The organism is Komagataeibacter melaceti, from assembly GCF_003403295.1.
GTDB lineage: Bacteria > Pseudomonadota > Alphaproteobacteria > Acetobacterales > Acetobacteraceae > Komagataeibacter > Komagataeibacter melaceti.
In genome coordinates, this window is sequence record NZ_QUWV01000020.1 from 18,265 (window position 1) to 42,311 (window position 24,047).

Here is a 24,047-nt window from a genome sequence, read left to right on the forward strand (position 1 = left end):
ACCTCAGAATTGTTGGCCGAAGCCAAAGCGGAGCAACTGCGTCCTGTCATGCTCCTGACGGACCAGCGGGACGCCCAGATCGATATTCACGAGCCCGAACGGGCTTTTCCACGCAATGCCGACACCGGTCGAGACGCGAGGCGTGAGTGTATCGCCATAGACAGGAGTATATTTGGGCCAGTCCTTCATGGATGTATAGCGGTTACGCACGCGCAGGCCATCAAGTCCGCCCATATCAACGAAATAACGCCCGCTCAGGCCCATGGCGGAAGCAAACGGAATGGGGAAATGCACCGTGGCCGAAGCGGTATAGAGGAACCGGCCACCCAGAAAGTCTTCCTGCGAGTGCATGGGGTTACCGTCACGCGCGGAAATGGCCATGCTTCGCGGCCCGACACCACCATCCATGAACCCGCGCAGCGTGGTGCCGCCCAGATAGAAGTTATCGATGATGTCACTGCGGCCACCGCCCCAGTTCATGATGTCACCCACGCCGCCGCGCATTTCCACCGTCCAGTCATGGTTGCCCATGATGCTGTCAAGCGGGACATAATAGGCCGCATCAATCTTGCCACGCAGGTAGCGTTCGTTCCCGCCGATACCGGCGAAGTCACCACCCACGCGGATCACGAAGCCCTTGTGCGGCTGCTGGCGCCGGTCGCGCGTATCATAGGTCAGCGTGGTGCTGAGCTGTGACAGCAGGGACCAGCCCGCCTGGTCCAGAACGTAGTACGATGAATCCGACCATGTATCGCCCACGTTACGATCGGTCAGCGTGTAGCTCCACGACTGCGACAGGCGATTGTTATAGGAATACCCCATGCGCAGCGTGATGCCGTACCGCCCTTCCGAATAGCTCTGGTAGGTCATGTAACGGTTCTGGATACCGAAAAGATCCACACCCGCCACAAGGTTGCGGTTGAGGAAGTAGGGATCGGTCAGCGAGATGTCGGCCTGATCTTCATAATACGCCGCGGTGCCGGTAAAGCCCGCGTCAATGCCGGTGCCCAGCAGGTTATGCTGCTTGAGCCCAAGGTTGCCCAGCACGCCCGCATCGGTCGAGTAACCGCCACCCAGCGAGAACTCGCCCGTCGGCTTTTCCACCACATCGGCCGAGATGTTGACCTTGTCCGGCGCGGAGCCGGGGGTCTGGTCGATCGAGACGGTTTTGAAGAACCCCAGATCTTCCAGGATCATCTTGGAATATTTGCGGTCAAGCGGCGTGTACGGGTCGCCTTCGGCCATGGGCAACTGGCGGCGGATCACCTTGTCCTGCGTGATGGTGTTGCCGTTGATGTCGATGCGCTCGACATACATGCGCGGGCCTTCGCTTATGTCGAACAGCAGGTTGACCGTACGCTTTTCCGGGTTACGGGCAATTTCGGGATGGACCATGGCGAAGGGATAGCCCTTGCCCTGCAGCATCTCCTGCATGTTGGTGGCGTTGTGCTCGATCGCGCTGCCATCGTACCACTGGTTGTGGAACAGGGTGATGTATTTGCGCATGGACTCGCCGGTCACATGGCGCAGGGACGAGCGCACGTCCATCCTGTTCAGGCGGTAACGCGGCCCCTCTTCCATCGTATAGGTGATGTAGAAGGACTTGCGGTCCGGTGAGAGTTCACCCGTGGCGTTCTTGATCTGGAAATCGACAAAGCCGTTTTTCAGGTAAAAGCGGTGCAGCAGTTCGGCATCGTATTTGATGCGCTCGGGGCTGTACTGGTCGCTTGAGGCGAAGAAGCGGTACCACGCCGTCTCCTTCGATGAGACGATCCCCGCCAGCCGCGCGCTGCTGAAGGCGCGGTTCCCGACGAAGGTGACCTTCTTGATAAGGGTCTTCTGCGCCTCGTTGATATGGAAGATCACGTCCACGCGGTTATGCGCCAGCCGGATGATCTGCGGCGTGACGGTGGCGGCGTAACGCGCCTTTTCCGCATAGACGGCCAGAATCTTCTGCCGGTCGGCCGCGATGCCCTGCGGGGAATAGACCGCGCGCGGACGCAGCGAGATGACCTTGGTCAGGTCCTCGTCCTTGGCGGAATGATTGCCCTCGAACACGATGCGGTTGACGATGGGGTTTTCAACCACGTGCACTTCCAGCACGTTGCCCAGACGCTTGAGCGTCACGTCATGGAACAGGCCCGTGGCGTAAAGGGTCTTGAGCGAACGGTCCAGCAGGTCCTGATTGAAGCGGTCACCCGGCTGCACCACCATGTAGGACAGGATGGTGCTGGTCTCGATCCGGCTGTTGCCCTTGATGTCCACCGCCTCGATCGGGTCTTCAAGCGGCGGCGGCTTGATTGGCTCGATCTCGGGCGCCTGCTGTCCCGCATCGCCCGGCGCCATATCCCCGCTGAATGGTGTGTTGTCCTGTGCCGCTTCTTCCTGTGCGTAGGCACTGGCTGTCCAGAACAGCGGCACAACGCAGACAGACGCAAGCAGCGCTGAACGTTTACTCGACAAAATCGCTATTCCTCACCATTCGGCATGCGGATCAGCCATGCATTAAGACCGGATGGAGGGCCGGCTCCCTTCCTGTCATGTATCAGCTTTCGTGGCGGACCTATCCGATATCCGCCACAATGTGCAAGCACTTGTGTCACACGGTGCACCTTAGCCCTGGCCGGCGCGCGAGGCGAGCCACTGAAACAGGCCGAAATGTGACAGATCGTTAAATGTCGAGAACAGAAACAGTCCGGCTATAAGCGCAAACCCGGCCTGAAAGCTGACCTCCTGCACGCGGCGCGAAACCGGCCGGCCCAGAATGGCCTCAAATATATAAAATACCAGCCGCCCGCCATCCAGAATCGGCACCGGGAACAGGTTGATCAGCCCGAGGTTGATCGAAAGCAGCGCCATGAACGAGACCAGGCTGGACAGGCCATACTGCGCCACCTGGCCCGACATCTGGGCAATGCGCAGCGGGCCGCCAAGGTCTTTCGTGCTGTGCTGGCCGCTGATCATCTGCCACAGCCCGTCCAGCGTCTGGACCGAGACATGCCACGTCTCCTTCACCGCAGAGACGAAAGCCTGCGGCAGAGGCTGCGGCCGGCCCATTTCAGCAGCAAAGGACACGCCGATCTGCCCATGAGCGGCCGCGCCCTTTTCAGCCACGCTGCCAATATGGACCGGCAGCGTCACATCCGCCCCGTTGCGGTGAACCGTAAGCGTGGTCTGCGCCCCCGCCTGCCCGCTGACGAAGGACTGGAGATCGGTCACGTCACGCACCGCATGCGTGCCCACGCGCACGATCTCATCGCCCTTTTCCACGCCTGCCGTGGCGGCGGCGCTGCCGGGCAGCACCTGCGCGACCTGATTGAGGATATGCGGCTGCCCGGACATGGCGAACAGCCCGGTAAACAGGACAATGGCGAGAAGGAAGTTGAAGACCGGCCCCGCGACGATCACGATCGCCCGCGAGAGGACCGGCTTGTCGTGAAACGTGCGACCCTGCTGCCAGGCGGCTTTCTGTTCCTCGGTCGCGTCTTCCGGTCCCTCGAATCCGTGCGGGCGGACATAGCCACCCAACGGCACGGGGCACAGGCGCCATTCCGTGCCCACGCTGTCATGCCAGCGCAGGAGCGGACGGCCGAAACCGATCGAGAATACCTCCACATGCACGCCACGCCAGCGCGCGGCAAGGTAGTGACCAAGCTCGTGAATGAAAACCAGAACCCCCAGAACCAGGGAAAAGGCCAGAACAGTCCGGATCAGATCATGCATGGTCGCTACGCTATCTCCCGATGGCCTGAAAGACCATCCAGAATCATATCAGGCCGCGCGCGCAACCGTGCGAAGGCGGGCGACACGACGGGCCTCATGGTCCCAGTGCAGCACTTCCTCCAGCGTGTCGGCCCGCTGCGCGCCAAGTGATTGCATCACATCCTCGACAATACGCGCAATATCCAGAAACCCGATTTCGCGCTTCAGGAAGGCTTCCACCGCAATTTCATTCGCACCCGACAGGATGGCGGGAGCAGCCCCACCCGCACGCAGGGATTCGCGTGCAAGGCGCAGCGCGGGGAACCGGACCTCATCGGGGGCCTCGAAATCAAGGCGCGCCAGCGCGGCCAGATCCAGGCGCGGCGAATTGGTGGGCATGCGCGCGGGCCAGGCCAGCGTATGGGCAATGGGAATACGCATGTCGGCCGAGCCAAGCTGCGCCACGATCGAGCCGTCGGTGTACTGCACCATGCCATGCACCACGGATTGCGGGTGCACGACCACGCCCAGCTTGTCCTCCGTCACGTTGAACAGGCGCGCCGCTTCGATCAGTTCCAGCCCCTTGTTGAACATGGTGGCGGAATCGATGGTGATCTTGGAGCCCATGGTCCATGTGGGGTGCTTGAGCGCGGCTTCCAGTGGGGCCTTTTCCATTTCTTCCAGCGTGGCGCGGCGGAACGGGCCGCCGGAAGCGGTCAGGATGATCTGTTCGACCTCACCCGCCTGCTTGTCCGCCATCGACTGGAATACCGCGTTATGCTCGGAATCGACGGGCAGCAGGGTCGCACCCGCCTCCGCCACCGCGCGGAGCATGACATCACCCGCGCAGACCAGTGCTTCCTTGTTGGCCAGCGCCACGGACTTTCCGTTACGCACCGCAGCCAGCGTCGGCTCCAGCCCGGTGGCCCCCGTGATGGCGGCCATGGTCCAGTCCACCGGCAGGGCCGCGGCCTCGATCACGGCGGCGCGGCCACCGGCGGTTTCCACGCCGCTGCCAGCCAGCAGGGTTTCCAGTTCGGGCAGCAGCTTCTCATCGGCAATGACCGCACGCCGCGCACCCAGCGCACGCGCCTGCTCGGCCAGACGGGTCACATTGCGCCCGCCCACCAGCGCCACGGTGCGGAACTTCTCGGGTGCCTGGAGCAGCAGGTCCACGGTGGAACAGCCAATGCTGCCCGTACAGCCCAGAACGGAAACTGTCTTCATTATAACGTCATTCCCCAAAACATCTCATGGCCGGGCCATGGCTTCAGTGCAGCCCCACATACCAGAAAGCAGCCCGGCCGACTGCCCATAATGACAGCAATGCCGCCATGGGGGCCGCAACCAGCAGGCCATCGAAACGGTCCAGAAGACCGCCGTGACCGGGCAGGATGGTGCCCGAGTCCTTCACGCCGCGCGCGCGCTTCAGCGCGCTTTCCGCAAGGTCACCGATCTGGGCGGCAATGGCCACAAGCCCGCCGAACACCGCACCGCGCCACAGCGCCCCCGGCATGGCGCCAGGCAGGAAATGCGCGATCACCATGCCCATCACCACCGCACTGAGCAGCCCGCCGATGGAGCCGGACCATGTCTTGGCAGGTGAAATACGTGGTGCAAGCTTGGGGCCGCCAAAAATGCGCCCCGCCATGTAGGCGCCCGTATCGCTCATCGCCACGCAGGCAACCAGAAACAGCACGACACCCGAGCCGGGATCAGTCATGTAGCGCAGCCATAGCAGCGACAGGCCCGCGCAGCCTATCGCCACCTGCCCCGCCCATAGCGCCGGACCCAGCACGCCCGCCGCCACCATGAGCAGCAGCGCGCCGCCCCAGTGCCCGGCCACCGCCGTAATGCCCATGCACGCCGCCCATGCCATGCATAGCTGCCCGCGCCGCACCCGCAGCCCGAAACCGAACATGCGCGCCCACTCGCTCGCCATGCCCGCCATGACCAGCACGATCAGCGCACCGTAAACCAGCCCGCCCGCCCATACGCACACGCCCGCCAGCGGCACCAGCACGGCGGCCGAAAGCACGCGGGCGCGCAGGTCTTTCCAGTTGCCGGACTTGGCAGGCGCGCTGTCACGCTTTTCAGGTTGGCCTTGCACCGAATCGCCTTTCACGTCGCGAATAGATCGCCAGGACGGTATCGAAATGCGTCTCGTCAAAATCCGGCCATGGGGTTTCGAGGAACACCAGTTCGGCATAGGCCGACTGCCATAGCAGGAAGTTGGACAGACGACATTCCCCGCTTGTACGCACGATCAGGTCAGGGTCGGGCATGCCGGCGGTCTGGAGCGCACCGGCAAAAACCTTTTCATCAATCGCACTGGCGGCAATCTCGCCGCGCGAGACGGCCTGTGCCATCCGTACGGCGGCCTGCACGATATCGGCCCGCCCGCCATAGGACAGCGCCAGCACAAGCACCAGCCTGCCATTAGCCGCCGTCACCTGCTCGGCGCGGCGGGCTTCTTCCTGAATATCGACCGGAAAGCGGCTCAGGTCGCCAATAATCCGCAACTGCACGCCCTCGCGTGACAGTTCGGCCACCTTGTGCCGCAGGTAATAGCGCAGCAGGCCGGTCAGGTCAGCGACCTCGCCCGGCGCACGCCGCCAGTTTTCGGATGAGAAAGCGTAGAGCGTGAGCCACTTCACGCCACGCTTGGCGGCGGCGCGCACGGTGCGCTGCACCGCCTCCCCCCCGGCGCGGTGCCCCGCCAGCAGCGGCAGCCCGCGCAGGTTGGCCCACCGCCCGTTGCCATCCATGATGATGGCAACATGCTCCGGCAGGCACGGATTACCCGCGACCCGATGATCTGACCCGGACAAGCCCTGATCCCCCTACTCAGTCACGCATGGGGAGAAGCGGAGTGAATGCGGCGCTCACCGACCGATCAGACCTGCTTGATCTCGCGCTCTTTTTCAGCCAGCAGTTCGTCAACGCGCTTGACGTACTGGTCCGTCAGCTTCTGGATCGCATCGGACCAGACCTTGACGTCATCCTCGCTGATCTCGCTGCCCTTTTCGAGCTTGCGGGTCTGGTCCATGCCGTCACGACGCACGCCGCGCACGGCAATCTTGCCATTTTCCGCGTACTTGCCCGCCGCGCGCGCCAGTTCGTTGCGCCGCTCCTCGGTCAACTGGGGAATGGGCACGCGCACCGTCTGGCCATCGGCCGCCGGGTTCAGGCCCAGACCGGCATCACGGATGGCGCGCTCGACCGCGCCCACCAGCGTGCGGTCCCAGACCTGCACCGTCAGCATGCGCGCCTCGGGCACGGCAATGGAGCCAACCTGTGTCAGCGGCACTTCACCACCATAGGCTTCCACCCGCACCGGCTCCAGCAGCGCCGGGCTGGCGCGGCCGGAACGCAGGCCGGCAAAATCACGACGCAGGCTTTCAATCGCGCCGTCCATACGGCGGGTCAGATCCGCCAGCAAACTTTTCTGATCGACAGACACCGTGGCCCTCCTCCTAATTTTTCTTCCGCCACCATGATGGCAACCGCGTCAGCAGGGAACTGCCCTGCCCTCAGTCCGCCGTCACGATGGTGGTAAAACGCCCTTCGCCGCGCATGACACGCGAAAAGGCATCGTGCTCATGAATATTGAATACGACTATGGGCAGCCGGTTTTCGCGCGCCAGGCTGATGGCTGCCGCATCCATAACGTTAAGGTCATTGGCAAGGACATCGCGATAGGTCAGGGTCTCGTAACGCTGGGCCGTGGGGTCCTTGCGCGGGTCGGCGGAATAGACGCCATCAACCTGCGTGCCCTTGAACAGGGCGTCACACTCCATTTCCGCGGCGCGCAGCGCGGCACCCGTATCGGTCGTGAAGAACGGGTTGCCCGTGCCCGCGGCAAAGATCACGACCCGGCCCTTTTCCATATGCCGCACGGCGCGGCGGCGGATATACGGCTCGGCTATGGATGACATGTGGATGGCGGTCATGACCCGCGTGGGCACGCCATGCCGCTCCAGCGCGTTCTGCATGAGCAGCGCGTTGATGACGGTGGCCAGCATGCCGGCGTAATCGCCCTGCGCGCGGTCCATGCCGCGGGCGGCGGCGGCCATGCCGCGAAAGATGTTGCCGCCACCGATCACCAGGCAGACCTCGATCCCGGTGCTGGCCACGGCGGCCACATCGGCCGCGATGGCGTCAACCGTGGCCGGATCGACCCCGTAAGACCCGCTTCCCATCAGGGCCTCCCCCGACACCTTCAGGAGGACGCGCTTGTAGGAGGCAACGGACTGGGGTGCGGCAGGCTGGGTCATTGGTCCTCAGAACAGGTCAGACTAACAGGGCTAGGATCGGGCAGGCCACCCGGCCATGCCCTGTCATATAGAGGGATGCCCCCCCCCACAAGCCGATGATGCCCCTCTTTTGAGGATTCAGGATGCGTCATCCAGCCCGATGGCGCGCAGGCGGGCGCGCTCCTCGTCCCATCCGGCGCGCTCCTTGACGTTGAGGAAAAGGTGGCATGTCCGGCCCAGCAGGCGGCCGAGTTCACGCCGCGCCTTTTCGCCTATGGCGCGAATCCGGCTGCCGCGCTCACCGATCAGGATGGCCTTGTGCGAAGCCCGCGCCACATAGATGGTCACGTCAATCCGCACCGAGCCGTCCGGCCGCTCCGCAAAGCCTTCGGTCTCGGCCGTTGCGGCGTAGGGCACTTCCTCGTGTGTCTGGAGGAATATCTGCTCGCGCACCAGTTCCGCCGCCAGCAGGCGGTCAGGCAGGTCGGTCAGGTCATCCTCGGGATACAGGTACGGCCCCACGGGCAGGTCGGCCGCCAGACGGTCCAGCAGGTCATCCACCCCCTCGCCCGAACGCGCGCTGACCATGAACACATGCTCGACCGGCAGGATGGACGACAGTTCCGCCGTCAGGGGCAGCAGCGCGTCACGGCGCACGAGGTCCGTCTTGTTCAGCACCAGCCACAGCCTGCGCTTCTGCTCCGCCAGCCTTGTGGCGATGGCGCGCAGCGCATCGGTCATGCCCGCACGGGCATCGACGATCAGCAGCGTGATGTCCGCGTCTTCCGATCCCGTCCACGCGGCGGCGACCATGGCACGGTCCAGCTTGCGCCGGGGCTGGAAGATGCCCGGCGTATCCACCAGCAGGATCTGGGTCTGGTTGCGCATGAGAATGCCCAGCACCCGGAAGCGCGTTGTCTGCGCCTTGGGGCTGACAATGGACAGCTTGGTGCCCGCCATGCGGTTGAGCAGCGTGGACTTGCCCGCATTGGGCGCGCCCACGATGGCCACGAAACCGCAGCGTGTCGTCCTGTCCTGATCCTGATCGGTCATTGTCCGTGCCCTTTACGGTCGGGGGTGGGGGTAGCCTGCCGTTCCGCGCCAAGCTGGCGCAGCAGGTCGGATGCGGCCTCGCTCTCGGCGGCGCGCTTGCTTCCGGCCACGCCCTGCCCGGTTTTTCCCTGCACGTCCACCGCAATGACGAAACGCGGCGCGTGCGACGGGCCATCGGATGAAACCACGCGGTACTGCGGCAGGGCCAGCCCGCGCCCCAGCACCCATTCCTGCAGCGCGGTCTTGGGGTCCTTGGGCGGGTGGGCCTGCGCCACGATGGAGTCATTCCACATCCTGCGCACGAAGCCGCGCGCGGGTTCCAGCCCACCATCAAGATAGATCGCGCCCAGTATCGCCTCTACCGCATCCGCCAGCACGTTGGCGGTCTGCCGCACCCCGGCGCGCGCCTCATGCTCGGCCACGTCGAGTGCCGCATGCAGGTCCATGGCCTGCGCGATCCGGGCCAGGACCGTGCGCGAGACCAGATGGGCATGGCGGGGGCCGAGCGCGCCCTCCTGCTCATCGGGGAAGCGTTCGAGCAGCCATTCCGCCATGAGCAGGCCAAGCACGCGGTCGCCCATGAATTCCAGCCGCTCGTTGGAGCCGACGCCACGTTTCGCCGCACTCTGGCGCGCGCGGCGGCCGCCATTGCGCTCATGCGCGGCGGAGCGGTGCGTCAGGGCCTGCAGCAGCAGGGCCGGCTGGACGAAATGATAGCCCAGATGCTCTTCCAGGCGCCTGATCTCAGCGGCGGGAACGCGCGCGCTCTCCATGCTCAGCGAACTCCCATGAACAGGCGGTTCCACCTGATTTCGGCCGGCCAGTACCAGAACTGCCAGAACGGATGCATGCCATCGACGGACATGAAGATCCATTTGGCCTGCCCCACCAGATTTTCCATGGGCACGAAGCCAAGATCCTGCGGTTCATCGCCCATGAAGCGGCTGTCGGCGCTGTCATCACGGTTATCGCCCATGGCGAAGAAGTAACCCGGCGGCACGACATATTCAGGCGTGTCGTTCTTGCCGCCCTCATCGGTCAGTTTCAGGATGTCATGGGCGACCGGCCCGCGCCCGTCACTGCCGGGCAGAATCTCGCGGTAGCGGTCCCCCTCCATATGGGTGCGGTGTTCATCTATCGCCACGTACTCGCCTTCCGGCTCACGCGGGACTTCCTGACCGTTGAGGTAAAGGTGACCCTCACGCATCTGGACATGGTCACCGGGCAGGCCGACGATGCGCTTGATATAGTCGATCGACGTATCCTTGGTGAAGCGGAAGACCGCCACATCGCCCCGGTGGGGGGTGTGATCGAAAATCCGCCCCTGGAACAGGTTGGGGGAACCGGGCAGCGCGAAGCGGGAATAGCCATAGCTGTATTTGGCCACCCATACGTAATCACCCACCTGCAATGTCGGGATCATGGAGCCGGACGGGATATTGAACGGCTCGAACAGCACGGTACGCACGCCTATGGCCAGCACACCCGCAATGACAATGGTGCGCAGCAGTTCCATCAGCCCCCCATCCCGGCGTGACGGGCCGGTTCCGGGCTGGGAGGAAAGGGTCTTGTTATCGTCCATGGGCATAATTGTTCTTTAATCCGGATCTGGTATCGACCGGACGGCAATCGCCGGACGAATAACGTGCGGATCAAGCCCACGCGCCACCTGCCTGTCAAGCATTGCGCGCACCCGCTGCATGGGGATCAGGCCGCGCCGGTCTTTTCCGCCATGATCATGACCTGCGCGAAGGCATAGGGGTGTTCATCCGTCATGGTCAGGAAAATCCGCGCCTCGCAGCCCGCGGGCCGCAGCTTTTCCAGCCGAGCCAGCGCCCCGCCCGCCAGCCGGATGACCGGCTGGCCACCGGGCAGGTTTTCAACCCCGATGTCGCGCTGGAACACCCCGTGCGCAAAACCCGTGCCCAGCGCCTTGGCGCAGGCTTCCTTTGCCGCCCAGCGCTTGGCATAGGTACCAAGGCGGGCCAGCCCCTGCCTGCGTTCGGCCGCAGCCTGTTCATGGGCAGTGAACACACGCTGCACGAAGCGCGGGCCGTGGCGGGTGAGTACCGCCTCGATCCGCCTGACATCGCACAGGTCGGAGCCCATGCCGATCAGCATGGCCTAGCCCCTTGCCCGCTCGACCTGCACCACGCCCTTGGCCGAGCGCAGCCCCACCATGATGGCGGTCAGGTGCCGCAGGTCACGCACCTCGATATCCGCGAGGATTTCCATGAATTCGAGCTGGCGGTTGACGATGCGCAGGTTGACCATCACCCCTTCATGCTTGGCGGCGATGTTGGTCAGCGTGGCCAGCATGGCGGGTTCATTGGCCGTGACCACGCTCAGCCTGCCGGTATGGTGGCCGGTGGCGTTGCGGGCGATCAGGTCGTAATCCCAGTCAAGGTCCATGAACCGCTCGGGCGTGGCGGCAAAGGTTTCCAGCGTCTGGCAACCCTGCGCATGCACGGTGATCCCCTTGCCGGTCGAGACGATGCCCACGATCCGGTCACCGGGCAGCGGATGGCAGCACCCGGCGAAATGCACCGCCATGCCAGCCCCAACCCCGGCCAGCGCCATGCCCGCCGCAGCAGGCCTGCGCCGCGCGGCACCACCGCCGGGGCCACCGCCAACGGGCGCGCGCATGGACAGGCCCGGCACCATGCGCGGTGCGCGCGGCGCACGACGCAGTTCGGGATAGGCAAGCTGCACGACCTCCCGCGCGGACTGGTTGCCATTGCCCACCGCCACATACAGGTCAGCCACCGATTGCAGGCGCAGATCCTTGAGCAGGCTGTCCAGCACCTTTTCCGAACCGTCCACCCCTTCCTGCCGGAAGGCCTTGGCCAATGCCACGCGGCCGCTTTCCAGATGCGCCTCGCGCTGCTGCAGGGCGACATGGCGGCGGATACGCGCCCGCGCCTTGCCGGTGACGACAAACCGCTCCCACGATGGCGAGGGCGTGCCCCCGCGTGCGGTCATGATCTCGACCTGATCGCCATTCTGCAGTTCATGGCGCAGCGGCATGAGGCGGCCATTGATGCGCGCGCCCACGCAGGCATCACCCACCTGGCTGTGCACGGCATAGGCGAAATCGACCGGCGTTGCGCCACGCGGCAGGGAAATCAGCTGCCCCTTGGGCGTGAAGCAGAAAACCTGATCCTGATAGAGTTCGAGCTTCGTGTTCTCGAGGAACTCATCGGGTGCTGCTGAATCTTCCAGAATATCCAGCAGATCCTGCACCCAGCGCAGGCCCGAGATGACGCCCCGCGTCTCACCGGCCGCAGCGGCATCGGGCAACTGCTTGTACAGCCAGTGCGAGGCCACGCCGTTTTCTGCCACGTCATGCATTTCCGCCGTGCGGATCTGCACCTCGATCTTCTGGTTGCGCGGATGGCGCAGCGTCACCCCGGTATGCAGGCTCTGGTAACCGTTGGCCTTGGGGGTGGAGATATAGTCCTTGAACCGCCCGGCAATGACCGGATAGGCGGCATGGACCGCGCCAAGCGCGATGTAGCAGGCCTCCCGCGTGGGAACGATGATGCGGAAGGCCATGATGTCGGAAAGCTGCTCAAACGCGACATTGCGCCGCTGCATCTTTTCCCAGATGGAATAGGGCGTCTTTTCACGCCCCGTCACATCCACGCCTTCCAGCCCGGCTTCGGCACACAGGGCCAGAAGCTCACGGCGGATTTCCTCGATCACGTCCGCGCCCTGCCCGCGCAGGTAGTTGAGGCGGGCGCGGATGGTGGCCATCGCCTCCGGCTCAAGGGCTGCGAAGGAGAGGTTCTGCAGTTCGCCCTTCACCTTGTCCATGCCGATACGGCCGGCAAGGGGGGCGTAGATTTCCATGGTTTCGCGCGCGATGCGCTGCCTGCGGTCCAGACGCTGCACGTAATGCAGCGTGCGCATGTTGTGCAGGCGGTCGGCCAGCTTGACCAGCAGCACGCGGATGTCGCGCGACATCGCCAGCACGAGCTTGCGGAAGTTCTCGGCCTGCTTGGTGCGGTCGGACTGGAGCTCCAGTCGCGTCAGCTTGGTGACGCCATCGACCAGATCGGCAACCGTGTTGCCGAATTGCTCGCGCAGTTCCTGCTGGGTTACACCCGTATCCTCGATCGTATCATGCAGCAGCGCCGTGATGATTGAGGAAATATCGAGATGGAAGCCCGCCAGTATGTTGGCGACGGCCAGCGGATGGATGATGTAGGGGTCGCCATTGTCGCGCAGTTGCCCGGCATGGGCCGTCTGCGCCACGGCAAAGGCGCGGCGGATCAGGTCCGCGTCGGCCGTGGGGTCATACGCGTGGATGCGGCGGATCAGCCCCTCACACGTAATGGCGCGCTCCCCTTCCCCCTTGCGGGCGGGAAGGGCCAGCGCATCCCCTTCGGCCACTCCGCCCGCGACGGGCGCGGGCACGGAGGAAGATGTCGTTTCCGATCTGACCGGGTCAGTCACCTTCCACCCTTTCGTCAGATGTTACCGGCCGCGTCCGCTCAGGGCCGCCTCGACCGAGGCTTCCAGTTCTTCAGCCGACATGCCGCCGGAATGGCGGGCTTCTTCCTCGGCCGAGACATCCTGGAGACCAAAGATGTTCTGCTCGGTCGGGATCAGGTCGACCACTTCCTCATCAGCAGGCTCGGGCTCGGGCGCGCGGGCCAGCGAACGGATGAGGTCGCTGCGGATCTGGTCCAGACCCACGGTCTGGTCAGCAATTTCACGCAGGGCGACAACGGGGTTCTTGTCGTTGTCACGGTCAATCGTCATTTCCTCGCCACGCGACAGGGCGCGCGCGCGCTGGGCCGCCAGCAGCACCAGTTCAAAACGATTGGGAACCCGCTCAACGCAGTCCTCGACAGTGACGCGTGCCATCAGGCCTGAACTCCGGTTGTTAATTGGTTGTGTGGATCAGAATTTACCTTATTACCCCCACCCCCGTCCTGATGCAAGGTTTCAGTCAGCCGCGGCCCTGCGGGTGATCTCCTGTCCCGCCACGGCGGGCAGCAGCGCGTCCAGCGCCTGCCCGCTGACCGGATCGCGCCAGTCCGGCATGACATCGCGCAGCGGCAGAAGTACAAAGGCACGCTGCGTGGCGCGCGGGTGCGGCAGGATGGGGTCGGGCGCTGTCCGGACCAGATCCCCCATGGCGATGATGTCAAGATCGAGCGGGCGGGCGGCGTTGGCCACCGTGCGCCTGCGCCCGGCTGCGGCCTCGATCCCGTGCAGCCTGTCCAGCAGCCATGCCGGGTCCACCTGACCCGAAAGCCGCACCATGCCGTTGACATAGGGCGGCTGGCCCGACGGGGGTACGGGTGCGCTTTCATACCAGTCCGACACCGCCACGACGGACAGCCCCTCGATCCGGGCAAGCTGCTCCACGGCCCACAGGCAGGTTTCGGCCGCAGTTTCACCACTTTCGCGTGGCAGGTTTGCGCCAACCGCAATCAGGATGTCGGTACGCGAAGAAGCAGATTGCAGCATTGTCATATGAAATCTGTATTCCGGACGGTTATGGTCGGGTAGTAATCCACCCTCTGGGAAACTTCTGGCAGGATACCGGCTTCATACATCATGAAACAGCGTTACCCGACAACTTTCACTTCGATGCGGAATACATACCAGACAGAATTTAACCTGACCGACACGCATTCACTTTCTTTTTTCAGGGACAGACCATAAATGTTTTTTCAACCTCAGGAGCGGCTCTGCCTGTTTATAGATGGCACAAGCCTGTATTCCGCTTCCCGCAATCTTGGATTTGAGGTCGATTATCGCAAGCTGCTGCAGTTCTTCCGTTCAAAATCAAACGTATTGCGAGCCTATTACTACTCCGCCGTCCTGGACACGGACGAGTATTCGCCCCTCAAGCCGCTGACGGACTGGCTTGTCTATAACGGCTACACCCTTGTGACCAAAAGCGCGCGTGAGTTCATTGACAACAGTGGCCGCCGCCGCGTGCGGGGCAACATGGATGTGGAACTGGCGGTGGACATGATGGAAATGGCCCCGCGCATCGACCACGCCGTGCTGTTCAGCGGGGATTCAGATTTCCGCCGCCTGCTGGAATCCGTGCAGCGCCAGGGCGTGCGCACCACCGTGGTCGGGTCCATCAAGACCTCGCCCCCGCTGATTGGTGATGAACTGCGCCGACAGGCCGACCAGTTCATTGAACTGGCTGATATCGCAACGCATTTCATGCGCCGCCAGATCGACAACCGCCCCCCGCGCCCGCCCGCGCCGCCTGTCCGCCATCCGGCCGACCAGATGAGCGAGCATGACGAGGAATAGCAACTGAACCATCCGCCCGGCCCCCAAGGCCGGGCGGAACCGTTTTCAGCCTTCCAGTTGCAGGATCGTGCGGGTGCGTTCGCGCACCTGCGCGCACAGGTCGGGGTCCTGCGCCAGCTTGCTGCCGTAGGAGGGCACGATCTCGCGCAGGCGGCCCGCCCATTGCGGCAGGCGGCCACCAAAGCAGCGCTGGAGCACCGTCAGCATGATGGGGGCTGCGGTCGAGGCGCCGGGCGAGGCGCCCAGCAGTGCGGCGATGGACCCGCCCGCACCGGTCACGACCTCCGTGCCGAACTGGAGCACGCCCCCACGGGCGGGGTCTTTCTTGATCACCTGCACGCGCTGGCCCGCGGTAATGAGTTCCCAGTCCTCCTTGCGCGCGGAGGGGACAAAATCCTGCAACGCCTTGATCCGGTCATCGGCGGACTGGAGCACCTGCTGGATCAGGTAGCGGGTCAGCGGCCAGTTATCGCGCGCCACCGCCAGCATCGCCCCGATATTGTCCATACGAATCGAACGCGGCAGATCCAGCCACGATCCCTGTTTCAGGAACTTGGTGGAGAACCCGGCATACGGGCCGAACAGCAGGCCGCGCTGCCCGTCGATCACGCGCGTATCCAGATGCGGCACCGACATGGGCGGCGCGCCGACCGATGCCTTGCCGTAAACCTTGGCATGGTGGCGCGCCACGATCTCGGGGTTGGTGCAGCGCAGGAACTGCCCGCTGACGGGGAAGCCGCCAATGCCGCGCGCCTCCGGTATGCCGCTTTTCTGCAGCAGCGGCAGCGCGCCGCCACCCGCGCCGATAAACACGAATTTCGTCCGCACCTTACGCTCGGCCCCGCCATGCATGGAGCGCACCGACACGTCCCATTCATTATTCCCGGCGGGCTTGAGGTCTTCCACCTCGTGGCCAAGGTTGAGTTCAAAACCCGGCCTGCTTTTCAGGATACCGATGAGGCGGCGTGTCAGCGCGCCGAAATTCACGTCCGTTCCCGCCGGGTGCCACGTCGCGGCAAGCTGCTCGCCGGGCTTGCGGTCATGCATGACCAGCGGCATCCACTGGCGCAACTGCCCCTCATCGGTTGAAAACGACATGCCCGAGAACAGCGGATGTTCCTGCAGCGTCGTATGGCGGCGGCGCAGAAAATCCACATTCTCCGCCCCCCACACGAAGCTCATGTGCGGGATGGGATTGAGGAAATCACGCGGCGAGGAAATCTGCCCCGATTCCACCAGATAGGACCAGAACTGGCGTGAAACCTGAAAGGCCTCGTTGACGTTCACGGCCTTGGAAATATCCACGTTCCCGTCCGGGCGCAGGGGTGTGTAGTTGAGTTCACACAGGGCGGAGTGGCCGGTGCCCGCGTTGTTCCAGCCATTGGAACTTTCCAGCGCCACGTCATCCAGCCGCCCGAACAGGGCGATGGACAGGTTGGGTTCAAGCTGCCGCAGCAGCACGCCCAGTGTGGCGCTCATAACGCCGCCGCCAATCAGGACAACATCGTAAGTGGAAACGGCGGATGAAGGATTCGAGGTCATGACATTCTCCGGATCGGCATCGGAAACCCGCTGCGTGGCTGTTCATCGGCTTGACCGGGCAGCCCGCCCGGCGGCGCGGGCAAGCCCGGCCTGATTGCACGTTCATATCTGGCGCCAGCGGCATCCGCCGCGCTGGCCTGTCCCGGGCCTGCGCCGAGATGGACCGGATTCAATCCGGTATCCGCCCCTTCCTTGCCATCATGTGCGCCGGGGCGGGGCATCATCTCTGCGCGAGGAACATGGCCCCTGCCCGCCATGATGGCGCGCGCATCAGGCGTGACACCACCCCCACCGCCCGGAATACCCGGCCCTGTGGGCTGGCGCGGCGGCGGGCGGGAACTGGTAACTGATTCATGCATTGTATATATGCATTAACCGCATTGATCCATGCGCGCCACCGGGCTTGCGCCGTAACCCTGCCGGATCATGACCGCCGCCACCAGGCACGACAGCACCCGCACCGGCACCGGGTCGGCCCGGCTGGTCAGGATTACGGGCACACGCATGCCCATGACAATGCCCGCCGCCTGCGCCTGCCCGATAAAGGTCATCTGTTTCGCAAGGATGTTGCCCGCCTCCAGATCCGGGGCGACAAGAATATCCGCCAGCCCCGCCACGGGGGAGACGACACCCTTGCACCGCGCGGCCTCGGGGCTAATGGCGTTGTCGAACGCCAGCGGGCCGTCAACGATGCCGCCGGTGATCTGCCCGCGCTCGGCCATCTTGCACAAGATCGCCGCGTCCAGCGTGGACTGGAGTGCCGGGTTGACCATCTCCACCGCCGAGAGCAGCGCCACCCGGGGCTGCGGCATGCCCAGCATGTGCCCGAGGTCGATGCTGTTCTGGACAATATCGCGCCGGGCCTCGATTTCAGGGGCGATGTTCACCGCGCCATCAGTCACCAGCAGCACGCGCGGGGCCTGCGGCGCGTCAATCACATAGACATGGCTCATGCGCCGGGTGGTGCGCAGCCCGCCTTCATGGTGGCCAAGTTCATGCAGGAAGATGCGCGAATGGAGTGAGCCCTTCATCAGCGCCGCCACCTTGCCCGCATGGGCCATCTGCACGCCCATATGGGCCGCGTCCTCTGCCGTGGGCACATCCACGAACATACAGCCGCCAAGATCGATTCCGGCGGTCGCGGCCATCTGGCGCATATGGGCGGCGGGACCGATCAGGGTGGGCACGGCCATGCCCTGCGCCACGATCCGGGCCGCGGCCTGCAGGGCGGGTACGCTGCATGGATAGACCACCCCCAGCGCCATGGGGGGATGGCGGGCAAGGGTTCTGGCAAGATCGTCAAAAAAATGCAGGGACCGCATCATGTCTTTATCTTTTTTCCCGTTACGGCAGGCCGTCAGCCCCTGATGCCACAGGACCCCGCCCCTCCCCGCCATCATCTTTATGCGAGGGGCAGCCCCCGCATGGCGTCCGGGCGCGGGCTCATGCATGCTGGCGGCCGCCTGCCGCCCCGCCACGGGCGGCCCATTGCACACCACGCAAGGAGAATGTGATGTCTACTGCTCCCCTGATCGGTTTTGTCGGATTCGGCGCCATGGCCTCGCGCATGGGCGCCAATCTGGTCAGGGCGGGGTACCAGATCGCCGCCTATACGCCATCGGGCAAGGGGGGCGATGGCAGCACGCGTTTCGTCTCCCCGCCGCGCGCACTGGCGCAGGAAGCCGGTATCCTGATCGCCTGCGTGCCGGATGACGAGGCGCTGGATGCCTCCATGCACGGCCCGGATGGCGCGCTTGCGGGGCTGAAAGCGGGCAGCCTGCTGATCAATACCAGCACCGTCGCCCCCGAAACGACCGAGGCGCTGGCCGCCACATGCGCCGCGCGCAACATCCGCCTGATCGACGCCCCCGTGGCGGGCAGCACGCCCGAGGCGGAATCGGGCAACCTGATCGTGCTGGCCGGGGGATCGGCGGATGACATCCGCCAGGCACAGCCCGTATTCGACGCCATTGGCCGCCTGACCATCCATGCAGGCCCGATTGGCAGCGGCGCGAAACTGAAGCTGGTCATCAACGGCATCATGGGGGCCACGCTCGCCGTAGTGGCGGAAGGCGTGACCTATGGGCTGGCGGCCGGGCTTGACCGTGACATGCTGTTCAATGCGCTCGATGAAGTGCCGGTGATCTCGCCCCACCACAAGCGCAAGCTCAAGGCCGCGAAGGCGCGCGATTTCAGCCCGCAGTTCCCCGCGCGCCTGATGCAGAAGGACATGCGCCTGCTCATGACCGACGCTGCGCGCCAGACCGCGCCACTCCCCGCCATGGCGGCCGCCACGCAGGGCCTGTCGCTCACCCGCCGCCGCCACCCGGATGAGGATTATTCCGCCCTGTTCGCGGTCATGGAGGGCATGGTGGCCAATACGCCCTGATCCCTGAGCGACCTCCGGCCTACAGCCTGCGCCGCAGCAGCGCGGCCATTACGGCCAGCCGGTCGCCCAGCCCGCGTGGTGACAGGCCATCGTCCCGCGCGGCGCGGGGCCGCATGTCGCGCAGTCCCAGCACGGCGGGCAGGCCCGTGCTGAACGCCGTGCGCGGCAGGCGCGCACCCGCACGCACATCCGCCAGCCATGCGCGCCCCTGCTGGCGCAGGCCCTCACGCAGTGCCGCGACCTGCGCCGCATTCGCCTGCCCGGTGCGCAGGCCATCGCGCGTCAGCCCTGCCTCGGCCAGCATGTCCTCAGGCAGGGGGCAGCGCCCGGCCGCCAGCACGGCGGGCAGGTAGCGCACCAGCGCCCCCACCCCGTAAATCCCGCCCATAAGGCGGACGCGCTCCAGTTGCGCGGGATCGGTCACACCGGCGGCCTGCGCAATGGCCACCTGCACGCCGCCCGCGCCCCCCAGCATGCTGGCCTGCCATGCGGGCTGGTCGGGCAGGCCCTCCAGTTCACTTTCCCGTGCCGTAATGATGCCGTCCACCACCGTGGCCGACACCGCCCCGCGCGCCAGCAGACCAAGCAGCGCGATTGCCGTGTCATGGCGGTGCGGGTTGCCGCTTTCCAGCACGTCACGCCACCATTGCAGCCGGATCAGTCCCGCCATGGGGCCTGCCACCGACCACGATGCCGCCGTGGCCACGGCCCGCGTACATTCATGGTTGAACGCGATCAGCGTCATTGCCGCCTCCCGCGCGGGGGGCGACAGGAACAGCGCGCAGAAGAAGCGGTCAGGGTCCGCCTGGCGCGCGGCATGCGTGAGGGAATGACCTGCCCCGCCCGATCGGGATGCATCCATCGGGCCGGTCATGGCGTTTGGGCCGGAAGGTACCGGGCGGGCCTGCTCATCGGTCCGTCACTTGACGCACCTGCTCCGCATCCATAGCAATTTGGATATGGTGGCCACGCGCCGCCCCTTGCAGTTTTCAGGAGAATGTTCATGGCTTTCGAATTGCCGTCCCTTCCCTTCGCCTATAACGCGCTTGCCAACCGTGGCATGTGCCAGGAAACACTGGAACTTCACCACGACAAGCACCATCAGGCTTATGTGACGGCCCTGAACGGCTTTGTCGAATCCAAGCCGGAACTCCAGGGCAAGTCGCTTGAGGAAATCATCCTCATGGTCAAGGGCAAGCCCGACCTCGCCCCCGTGTTCAACAACGCGGGCCAGCATTGGAACCACATCCTGTTCTGGCACAACCTGTCGCCCAAGGGCGGTGCGATCCCCGACTCCCTGTCCAAGAAGCTGGTCGAGGATTTCGGCAGCATCGAAAAGTTCAAGGCCGACTTCAAGGCCGCTGCCGCCTCGCAGTTCGGCTCCGGCTGGGCATGGCTGGTGCTGGCGTCCGATGGCAAGCTGAAGGTGACCAAGACCGGCAACGGCTCCAACCCGCTGGCCGAAGGCCATGGCAAGGTGCTGCTGGGTCTGGATGTGTGGGAACACTCCTACTACCTGGATTTCCGCAACCGTCGCCCCGACTACATCGTCAACTACCTGGACAAGCTGGCCAACTACGAGTTCGCCGAGGCGCAGCTTCAGTCCGCCTGATCCGGCCCACAGGCCAGATACGGAAAAACCCGGCCTCGCGCCGGGTTTTTTTGTGCTCCATCACATGGCCCGTGGCGGCTAGCGGCCCTGCCGCGCCAGCCTGCCCAGCGCGCGCAGCGGCGTGCCGCGCATGAGTTCGGATTCGATCTGCTCCAGCGTCATGCCCCGCGTTTCGGGCACGAAGCGTATCGCCAGCAGCATGAACAGTCCGTTCAGCGTTGCGTATCCCCATATGACACGCCCCGCCCCCAACACCTCCAGCCCGGTCAGGAACGTGATGCTGACCAGCATGTTCGCGATCCAGTTGGCGCAGGTAGAACACGCCATGCCGAACTCACGCCCCCGCAAGGGCAGGATCTCGGCACAGAGCAGCCACGCCAGCGGTCCCGCCGAAAACGCGAACGCTGCCACGAACAGGAGCATGGATGCCCCCATGAGCAGCCGCATGCCGGGCACGGGGGCCATCCCCGTCCCACTGCCAAACGCGACCGCCAGCGCCGCCATGGCCACCGCCATCACCGCGAACCCGCCAATCAGCATTGGCCGCCGCCCGATCCGGTCCACGCAGTTCAGGGCGACGAAGGTGGAGAGGAGGTTGATGATCCCGATCCCGACCGGTCCCCACACCTGCACCTTCTGGCCATACCCCGCCAGCCCGATGATATGGGGCGCATAATACAGCACCGCATTGATGCCCGAGAACTGCTGCGCCGTCTGCAACCCCACGGCCAGCCACATGGCGCGGCGGCAGTTGGGGTCATTCACGAAACTGCCGATCCCGTCGCGCCGCGCGGCAAGCTGCGCCATGATGGCGTTACGTTCCGCCACCACCAGCCGGGGCAGGCCGCGCAGTTCGATCAGCACCCGCCGCGCATCACGCTCACGCCCCTGCGCAAGCAGCCAGCGCGGGCTGGGCGGCAGGAACAGCACCCCCATCATGAACACAAGGCCGGGAAAGCCGACAATGCCCAGCATCCACCGCCAGACCCCGAAATAGGAGAACAGCCCATCGGACACGAAGGCCGAGAGCAGCCCCAGCGAGATCATGATCTGGTAGCCTAGGATCATGGCGCCCCGGCGGCCTGAATCAGCGATTTCGGCAATATAGAGGGGGGTGACGAACGTGGTCGCCCCCGTGGCCAGCCCCAGCAGCATGCGGGCGAGCATGAGCATGTGGAACGAGGAGGCTTCGGCGCACAATAACGGGCCGATCACGAACAGCCCCGCCGTCAGGACCAGCGTGCGCTTGCGCCCCCATGCATGGGACAGCCACGCCGCGCACAGCACGCCGATCGCCGCCCCCAGCAGCATGACGGCCACCAGCGCCTCGCGCTGGAAGTCCGACAGGATGAATTCCTGCGTAATCAGGTCCAGCGCGCCGGACATCACCCCGGTATCAAGCCCGAACAGGATGCCGGACAGTGCCGCCAGCCCCCCAATCAGCCCGGCGCGCCCGCGTATGGCCGGACCATGCCGGATGGTCGGGCTGGTTTGCGTAATGCCGGGCTGCCTCTGCATTATGCCTTCTCCTGCTTTAAGTCAGGAACGGCACAACGCGGGGGAAGTTCAACCGTGGGTGGGTGAATGTGGCTAGGTGGTGGCCTTACGCCTTCTTCACGGGCTTTTCGGGGGCCGTGTCATTGGCGGGGGTGGCGCTGCTGGTGATGACGGAGCTGATGGTGTCACGCAGCACGAGCACGCGCACGCCCTGCGCGATATCGACTTCCATCTCGTTCGAATCCGCCTGCACCTTGTGCACCACACCGATGATGCCGCCCGCCGTCAGCACCCGGTCGCCCCGGCGCAGGCTGGAAATCTGGTTGCGCAACTGCTTCTGCTTGACCTGCTGCGGGCGGATCAGCAGGAAATAGAAAATACCGAACATGGCCACGTACGGCAGCACCGCCATAAACCCGTCAGCACTCAGGAAACCGCCACCCGCGGACTGGGCATGGGCGGGCGTGGTCAATAAATCGTTGAAAATCGAAGGCATTGCTATCTTTCCGGCACAAGAGGAAATGGAACGGGTTGCGGGTTTGCCATGCGGACCATAGTTTTCGCCTGTTTCCCGTCAAGGCGTTCGCCCGCTGCAAACTGGCCAACGCGCTCCGGATCACCCGGTGGCACCAGCCGCCGTTTCTGTCATGCTGAATCAGGATTGACGATGGACAGTACTTCCCTTCCCGTTCTCGAACGTATTGCGGCGGCCCTTGAGCGGCTGTCGCCGCCCGCGCCCTCCCTTGCCGGTCTCGACCGGGCGGACGCCTTCATCTGGCATCCTGCCCTTGGCCGCCTGACGCCCGTGCCCCATGTGGCGCATGTCGAGATGGGGCTGCTGCAGGGCATCGACCGCCAGCGCCGGATGATCGTGGACAACACGCAGCACTTCGCCCGGGGGCTTCCGGCCAACAACGCCATGCTGTGGGGTGCCCGCGGCATGGGCAAGTCATCGCTGGTCAAGGCGGCGCACGCGCAGGCCAACATGGTGGACGGCAGCCCGGCCGAACCGGGCAAGGGGCGGGTGGTGCTGGTTGAAATCCAGCGCGAGGACCTGTCCACCCTGCCCGAACTGTTGGCCCTGCTGCGTGAAAGCCCGCGCCGGTTCATCGTGTTCTGCGATGACCTGTCCTTCGAGCGGGAAGACGCGGATTACAAGGCGCTGAAATCCGTGCTGGATGGCGGCATCGCCGGGCGGCCGGAAAACGTGCTGTTCTACGCCACGTCCAACCGCCGCCACCTGATGCCGCGCGAGATGATCGAGAACGAAAGCTCGACCGCCATCAACACCTCCGAGGCGACGGAGGAAAAGGTCTCGCTGTCCGACCGCTTCGGCCTGTGGATCGGGTTCCATAACTGCGCGCAGGATACGTTCATGGACATGGTGCGTGGCTATGCGCGTGAACGGAACCTGCCCATTTCGGATGCGGATCTGGTCCACCGGGCTAATGCATGGTCGCTGGGGCGCGGGGGCCGTTCGGGGCGCGTCGCCTTCCAGTTCATCGAGGACCTGAGCGCGGAACTGGCCGCCGCGCCACAGGCATGACGTGGGGCTGGCGCGTGCTGCTGCCCGCCATGGCGGCTGGCACCGCGCGCCGGGTCCGTGCGTTACAAAACAAGTCTGGTGCGAACCATTTGCGCTGCCCGTAAAAAACATCCTTAATATCGCCATGGCGACAGGATACGGTTGCAACCGATGCCCCCTTGC

General features: G+C 64.7%; 24 protein-coding genes. 5 read left to right on the forward strand and 19 right to left on the reverse strand.

Going from position 1 to position 24,047, the window contains the following annotated elements:
* Positions 1-3: 3 nt before the first annotated feature.
* The 14 genes from bamA to folK all read right to left on the reverse strand — a co-directional run bounded on the left by bamA (position 4) and on the right by folK (position 14,498).
* Positions 4-2,421 carry an outer membrane protein assembly factor BamA gene (gene bamA / locus DY926_RS02225; RefSeq protein WP_116701900.1) on the reverse strand — a complete coding sequence of 806 codons (2,418 nt, stop codon included), beginning with the start codon at positions 2,419-2,421 and terminating at the stop codon, positions 4-6.
* Positions 2,422-2,613: 192 nt separating this feature from the next.
* Complete coding sequence (gene rseP, locus DY926_RS02230; RefSeq protein WP_116701901.1) at positions 2,614-3,723, reverse strand: RIP metalloprotease RseP; 1,110 nt, start codon at positions 3,721-3,723, stop codon at positions 2,614-2,616.
* Between the two features lie 48 nt (positions 3,724-3,771).
* Positions 3,772-4,929, reverse strand: coding sequence for a 1-deoxy-D-xylulose-5-phosphate reductoisomerase (gene dxr, locus DY926_RS02235; RefSeq protein WP_116701902.1), 1,158 nt, complete (start codon positions 4,927-4,929; stop codon positions 3,772-3,774).
* Positions 4,930-4,972: 43 nt separating this feature from the next.
* On the reverse strand, positions 4,973-5,812 hold the full coding sequence (locus DY926_RS02240) for a phosphatidate cytidylyltransferase (protein WP_116701903.1): 840 nt from the start codon (positions 5,810-5,812) through the stop codon (positions 4,973-4,975).
* A complete protein-coding gene (uppS, locus tag DY926_RS02245; protein ID WP_241503013.1) occupies positions 5,796-6,470 on the reverse strand; it encodes a polyprenyl diphosphate synthase in 675 nt (224 codons plus the stop codon). Before uppS ends, DY926_RS02240 begins: the two co-directional genes overlap by 17 nt.
* Before the next feature lie 128 nt (positions 6,471-6,598).
* Entirely contained in the window at positions 6,599-7,165 is a 567-nt protein-coding gene (gene frr / locus DY926_RS02250; protein ID WP_116701905.1) for a ribosome recycling factor, read from the reverse strand.
* A gap of 70 nt (positions 7,166-7,235) precedes the next feature.
* Positions 7,236-7,979 carry a UMP kinase gene (pyrH, locus tag DY926_RS02255; RefSeq protein WP_116701906.1) on the reverse strand — a complete coding sequence of 248 codons (744 nt, stop codon included), beginning with the start codon at positions 7,977-7,979 and terminating at the stop codon, positions 7,236-7,238.
* A gap of 117 nt (positions 7,980-8,096) precedes the next feature.
* Entirely contained in the window at positions 8,097-9,011 is a 915-nt protein-coding gene (era, locus tag DY926_RS02260; RefSeq protein ID WP_116701907.1) for a GTPase Era, read from the reverse strand.
* The gene (rnc, locus tag DY926_RS02265; protein ID WP_116701908.1) at positions 9,008-9,784 is read right to left on the reverse strand and encodes a ribonuclease III; all 777 of its coding nucleotides are present in this window, start codon (positions 9,782-9,784) and stop codon (positions 9,008-9,010) included. Before rnc ends, era begins: the two co-directional genes overlap by 4 nt.
* A gap of 2 nt (positions 9,785-9,786) precedes the next feature.
* Complete coding sequence (lepB, locus tag DY926_RS02270) at positions 9,787-10,593, reverse strand: signal peptidase I (protein ID WP_116701950.1); 807 nt, start codon at positions 10,591-10,593, stop codon at positions 9,787-9,789.
* A gap of 125 nt (positions 10,594-10,718) precedes the next feature.
* Positions 10,719-11,132 carry a holo-ACP synthase gene (acpS, locus tag DY926_RS02275; RefSeq protein WP_116701909.1) on the reverse strand — a complete coding sequence of 138 codons (414 nt, stop codon included), beginning with the start codon at positions 11,130-11,132 and terminating at the stop codon, positions 10,719-10,721.
* A 3-nt stretch (positions 11,133-11,135) separates the two neighbouring features.
* Complete coding sequence (locus DY926_RS02280) at positions 11,136-13,430, reverse strand: RelA/SpoT family protein (protein ID WP_116701910.1); 2,295 nt, start codon at positions 13,428-13,430, stop codon at positions 11,136-11,138.
* Positions 13,431-13,490: 60 nt separating this feature from the next.
* A complete protein-coding gene (gene rpoZ / locus DY926_RS02285; RefSeq protein WP_116701911.1) occupies positions 13,491-13,883 on the reverse strand; it encodes a DNA-directed RNA polymerase subunit omega in 393 nt (130 codons plus the stop codon).
* Positions 13,884-13,964: 81 nt separating this feature from the next.
* Positions 13,965-14,498 (reverse strand): 2-amino-4-hydroxy-6-hydroxymethyldihydropteridine diphosphokinase, encoded by a 534-nt coding sequence (gene folK, locus DY926_RS02290; protein WP_186336044.1) that lies wholly within the window; start codon positions 14,496-14,498, stop codon positions 13,965-13,967.
* Between the two features lie 192 nt (positions 14,499-14,690).
* Between folK and DY926_RS02295 the strand changes: the two genes are divergently transcribed.
* Positions 14,691-15,299 (forward strand): LabA-like NYN domain-containing protein, encoded by a 609-nt coding sequence (locus DY926_RS02295; RefSeq protein ID WP_116701912.1) that lies wholly within the window; start codon positions 14,691-14,693, stop codon positions 15,297-15,299.
* A gap of 45 nt (positions 15,300-15,344) precedes the next feature.
* Here the strand turns inward: DY926_RS02295 and DY926_RS02300 are convergent, their stop codons facing one another.
* A complete protein-coding gene (locus DY926_RS02300; protein WP_116701913.1) occupies positions 15,345-16,841 on the reverse strand; it encodes a malate:quinone oxidoreductase in 1,497 nt (498 codons plus the stop codon).
* A gap of 50 nt (positions 16,842-16,891) precedes the next feature.
* On the opposite strand from DY926_RS02300, the gene DY926_RS17205 reads away from it, so the two are divergent.
* Complete coding sequence (locus DY926_RS17205) at positions 16,892-17,191, forward strand: hypothetical protein (RefSeq protein WP_158551899.1); 300 nt, start codon at positions 16,892-16,894, stop codon at positions 17,189-17,191.
* 21 nt (positions 17,192-17,212) lie between these two features.
* Here the strand turns inward: DY926_RS17205 and DY926_RS02310 are convergent, their stop codons facing one another.
* Entirely contained in the window at positions 17,213-18,166 is a 954-nt protein-coding gene (locus DY926_RS02310) for a bifunctional enoyl-CoA hydratase/phosphate acetyltransferase (RefSeq protein ID WP_116701952.1), read from the reverse strand.
* A gap of 188 nt (positions 18,167-18,354) precedes the next feature.
* Here DY926_RS02310 and DY926_RS02315 point away from each other — a divergent pair, with 188 nt between their 5' ends.
* Entirely contained in the window at positions 18,355-19,230 is an 876-nt protein-coding gene (locus tag DY926_RS02315; RefSeq protein WP_116701914.1) for an NAD(P)-dependent oxidoreductase, read from the forward strand.
* Between the two features lie 19 nt (positions 19,231-19,249).
* Here DY926_RS02315 and DY926_RS02320 read toward each other — a convergent pair whose 3' ends face one another.
* Positions 19,250-20,104 (reverse strand): squalene/phytoene synthase family protein, encoded by an 855-nt coding sequence (locus DY926_RS02320; RefSeq protein ID WP_116701915.1) that lies wholly within the window; start codon positions 20,102-20,104, stop codon positions 19,250-19,252.
* A 129-nt stretch (positions 20,105-20,233) separates the two neighbouring features.
* Between DY926_RS02320 and DY926_RS02325 the strand changes: the two genes are divergently transcribed.
* Positions 20,234-20,842 carry a superoxide dismutase gene (locus tag DY926_RS02325; RefSeq protein WP_025813884.1) on the forward strand — a complete coding sequence of 203 codons (609 nt, stop codon included), beginning with the start codon at positions 20,234-20,236 and terminating at the stop codon, positions 20,840-20,842.
* Between the two features lie 78 nt (positions 20,843-20,920).
* Here the strand turns inward: DY926_RS02325 and DY926_RS02330 are convergent, their stop codons facing one another.
* Positions 20,921-22,360: a sugar porter family MFS transporter gene (locus DY926_RS02330; RefSeq protein ID WP_186336045.1), complete on the reverse strand. Its 1,440-nt coding sequence runs from the start codon at positions 22,358-22,360 to the stop codon at positions 20,921-20,923.
* A gap of 85 nt (positions 22,361-22,445) precedes the next feature.
* Positions 22,446-22,835 (reverse strand): preprotein translocase subunit YajC, encoded by a 390-nt coding sequence (gene yajC / locus DY926_RS02335; RefSeq protein ID WP_116701917.1) that lies wholly within the window; start codon positions 22,833-22,835, stop codon positions 22,446-22,448.
* Between the two features lie 171 nt (positions 22,836-23,006).
* On the opposite strand from yajC, the gene DY926_RS02340 reads away from it, so the two are divergent.
* Positions 23,007-23,885, forward strand: a complete 879-nt coding sequence (locus tag DY926_RS02340) for an ATP-binding protein (RefSeq protein ID WP_116701918.1) — start codon at positions 23,007-23,009, stop codon at positions 23,883-23,885.
* Positions 23,886-24,047: the final 162 nt, after the last annotated feature.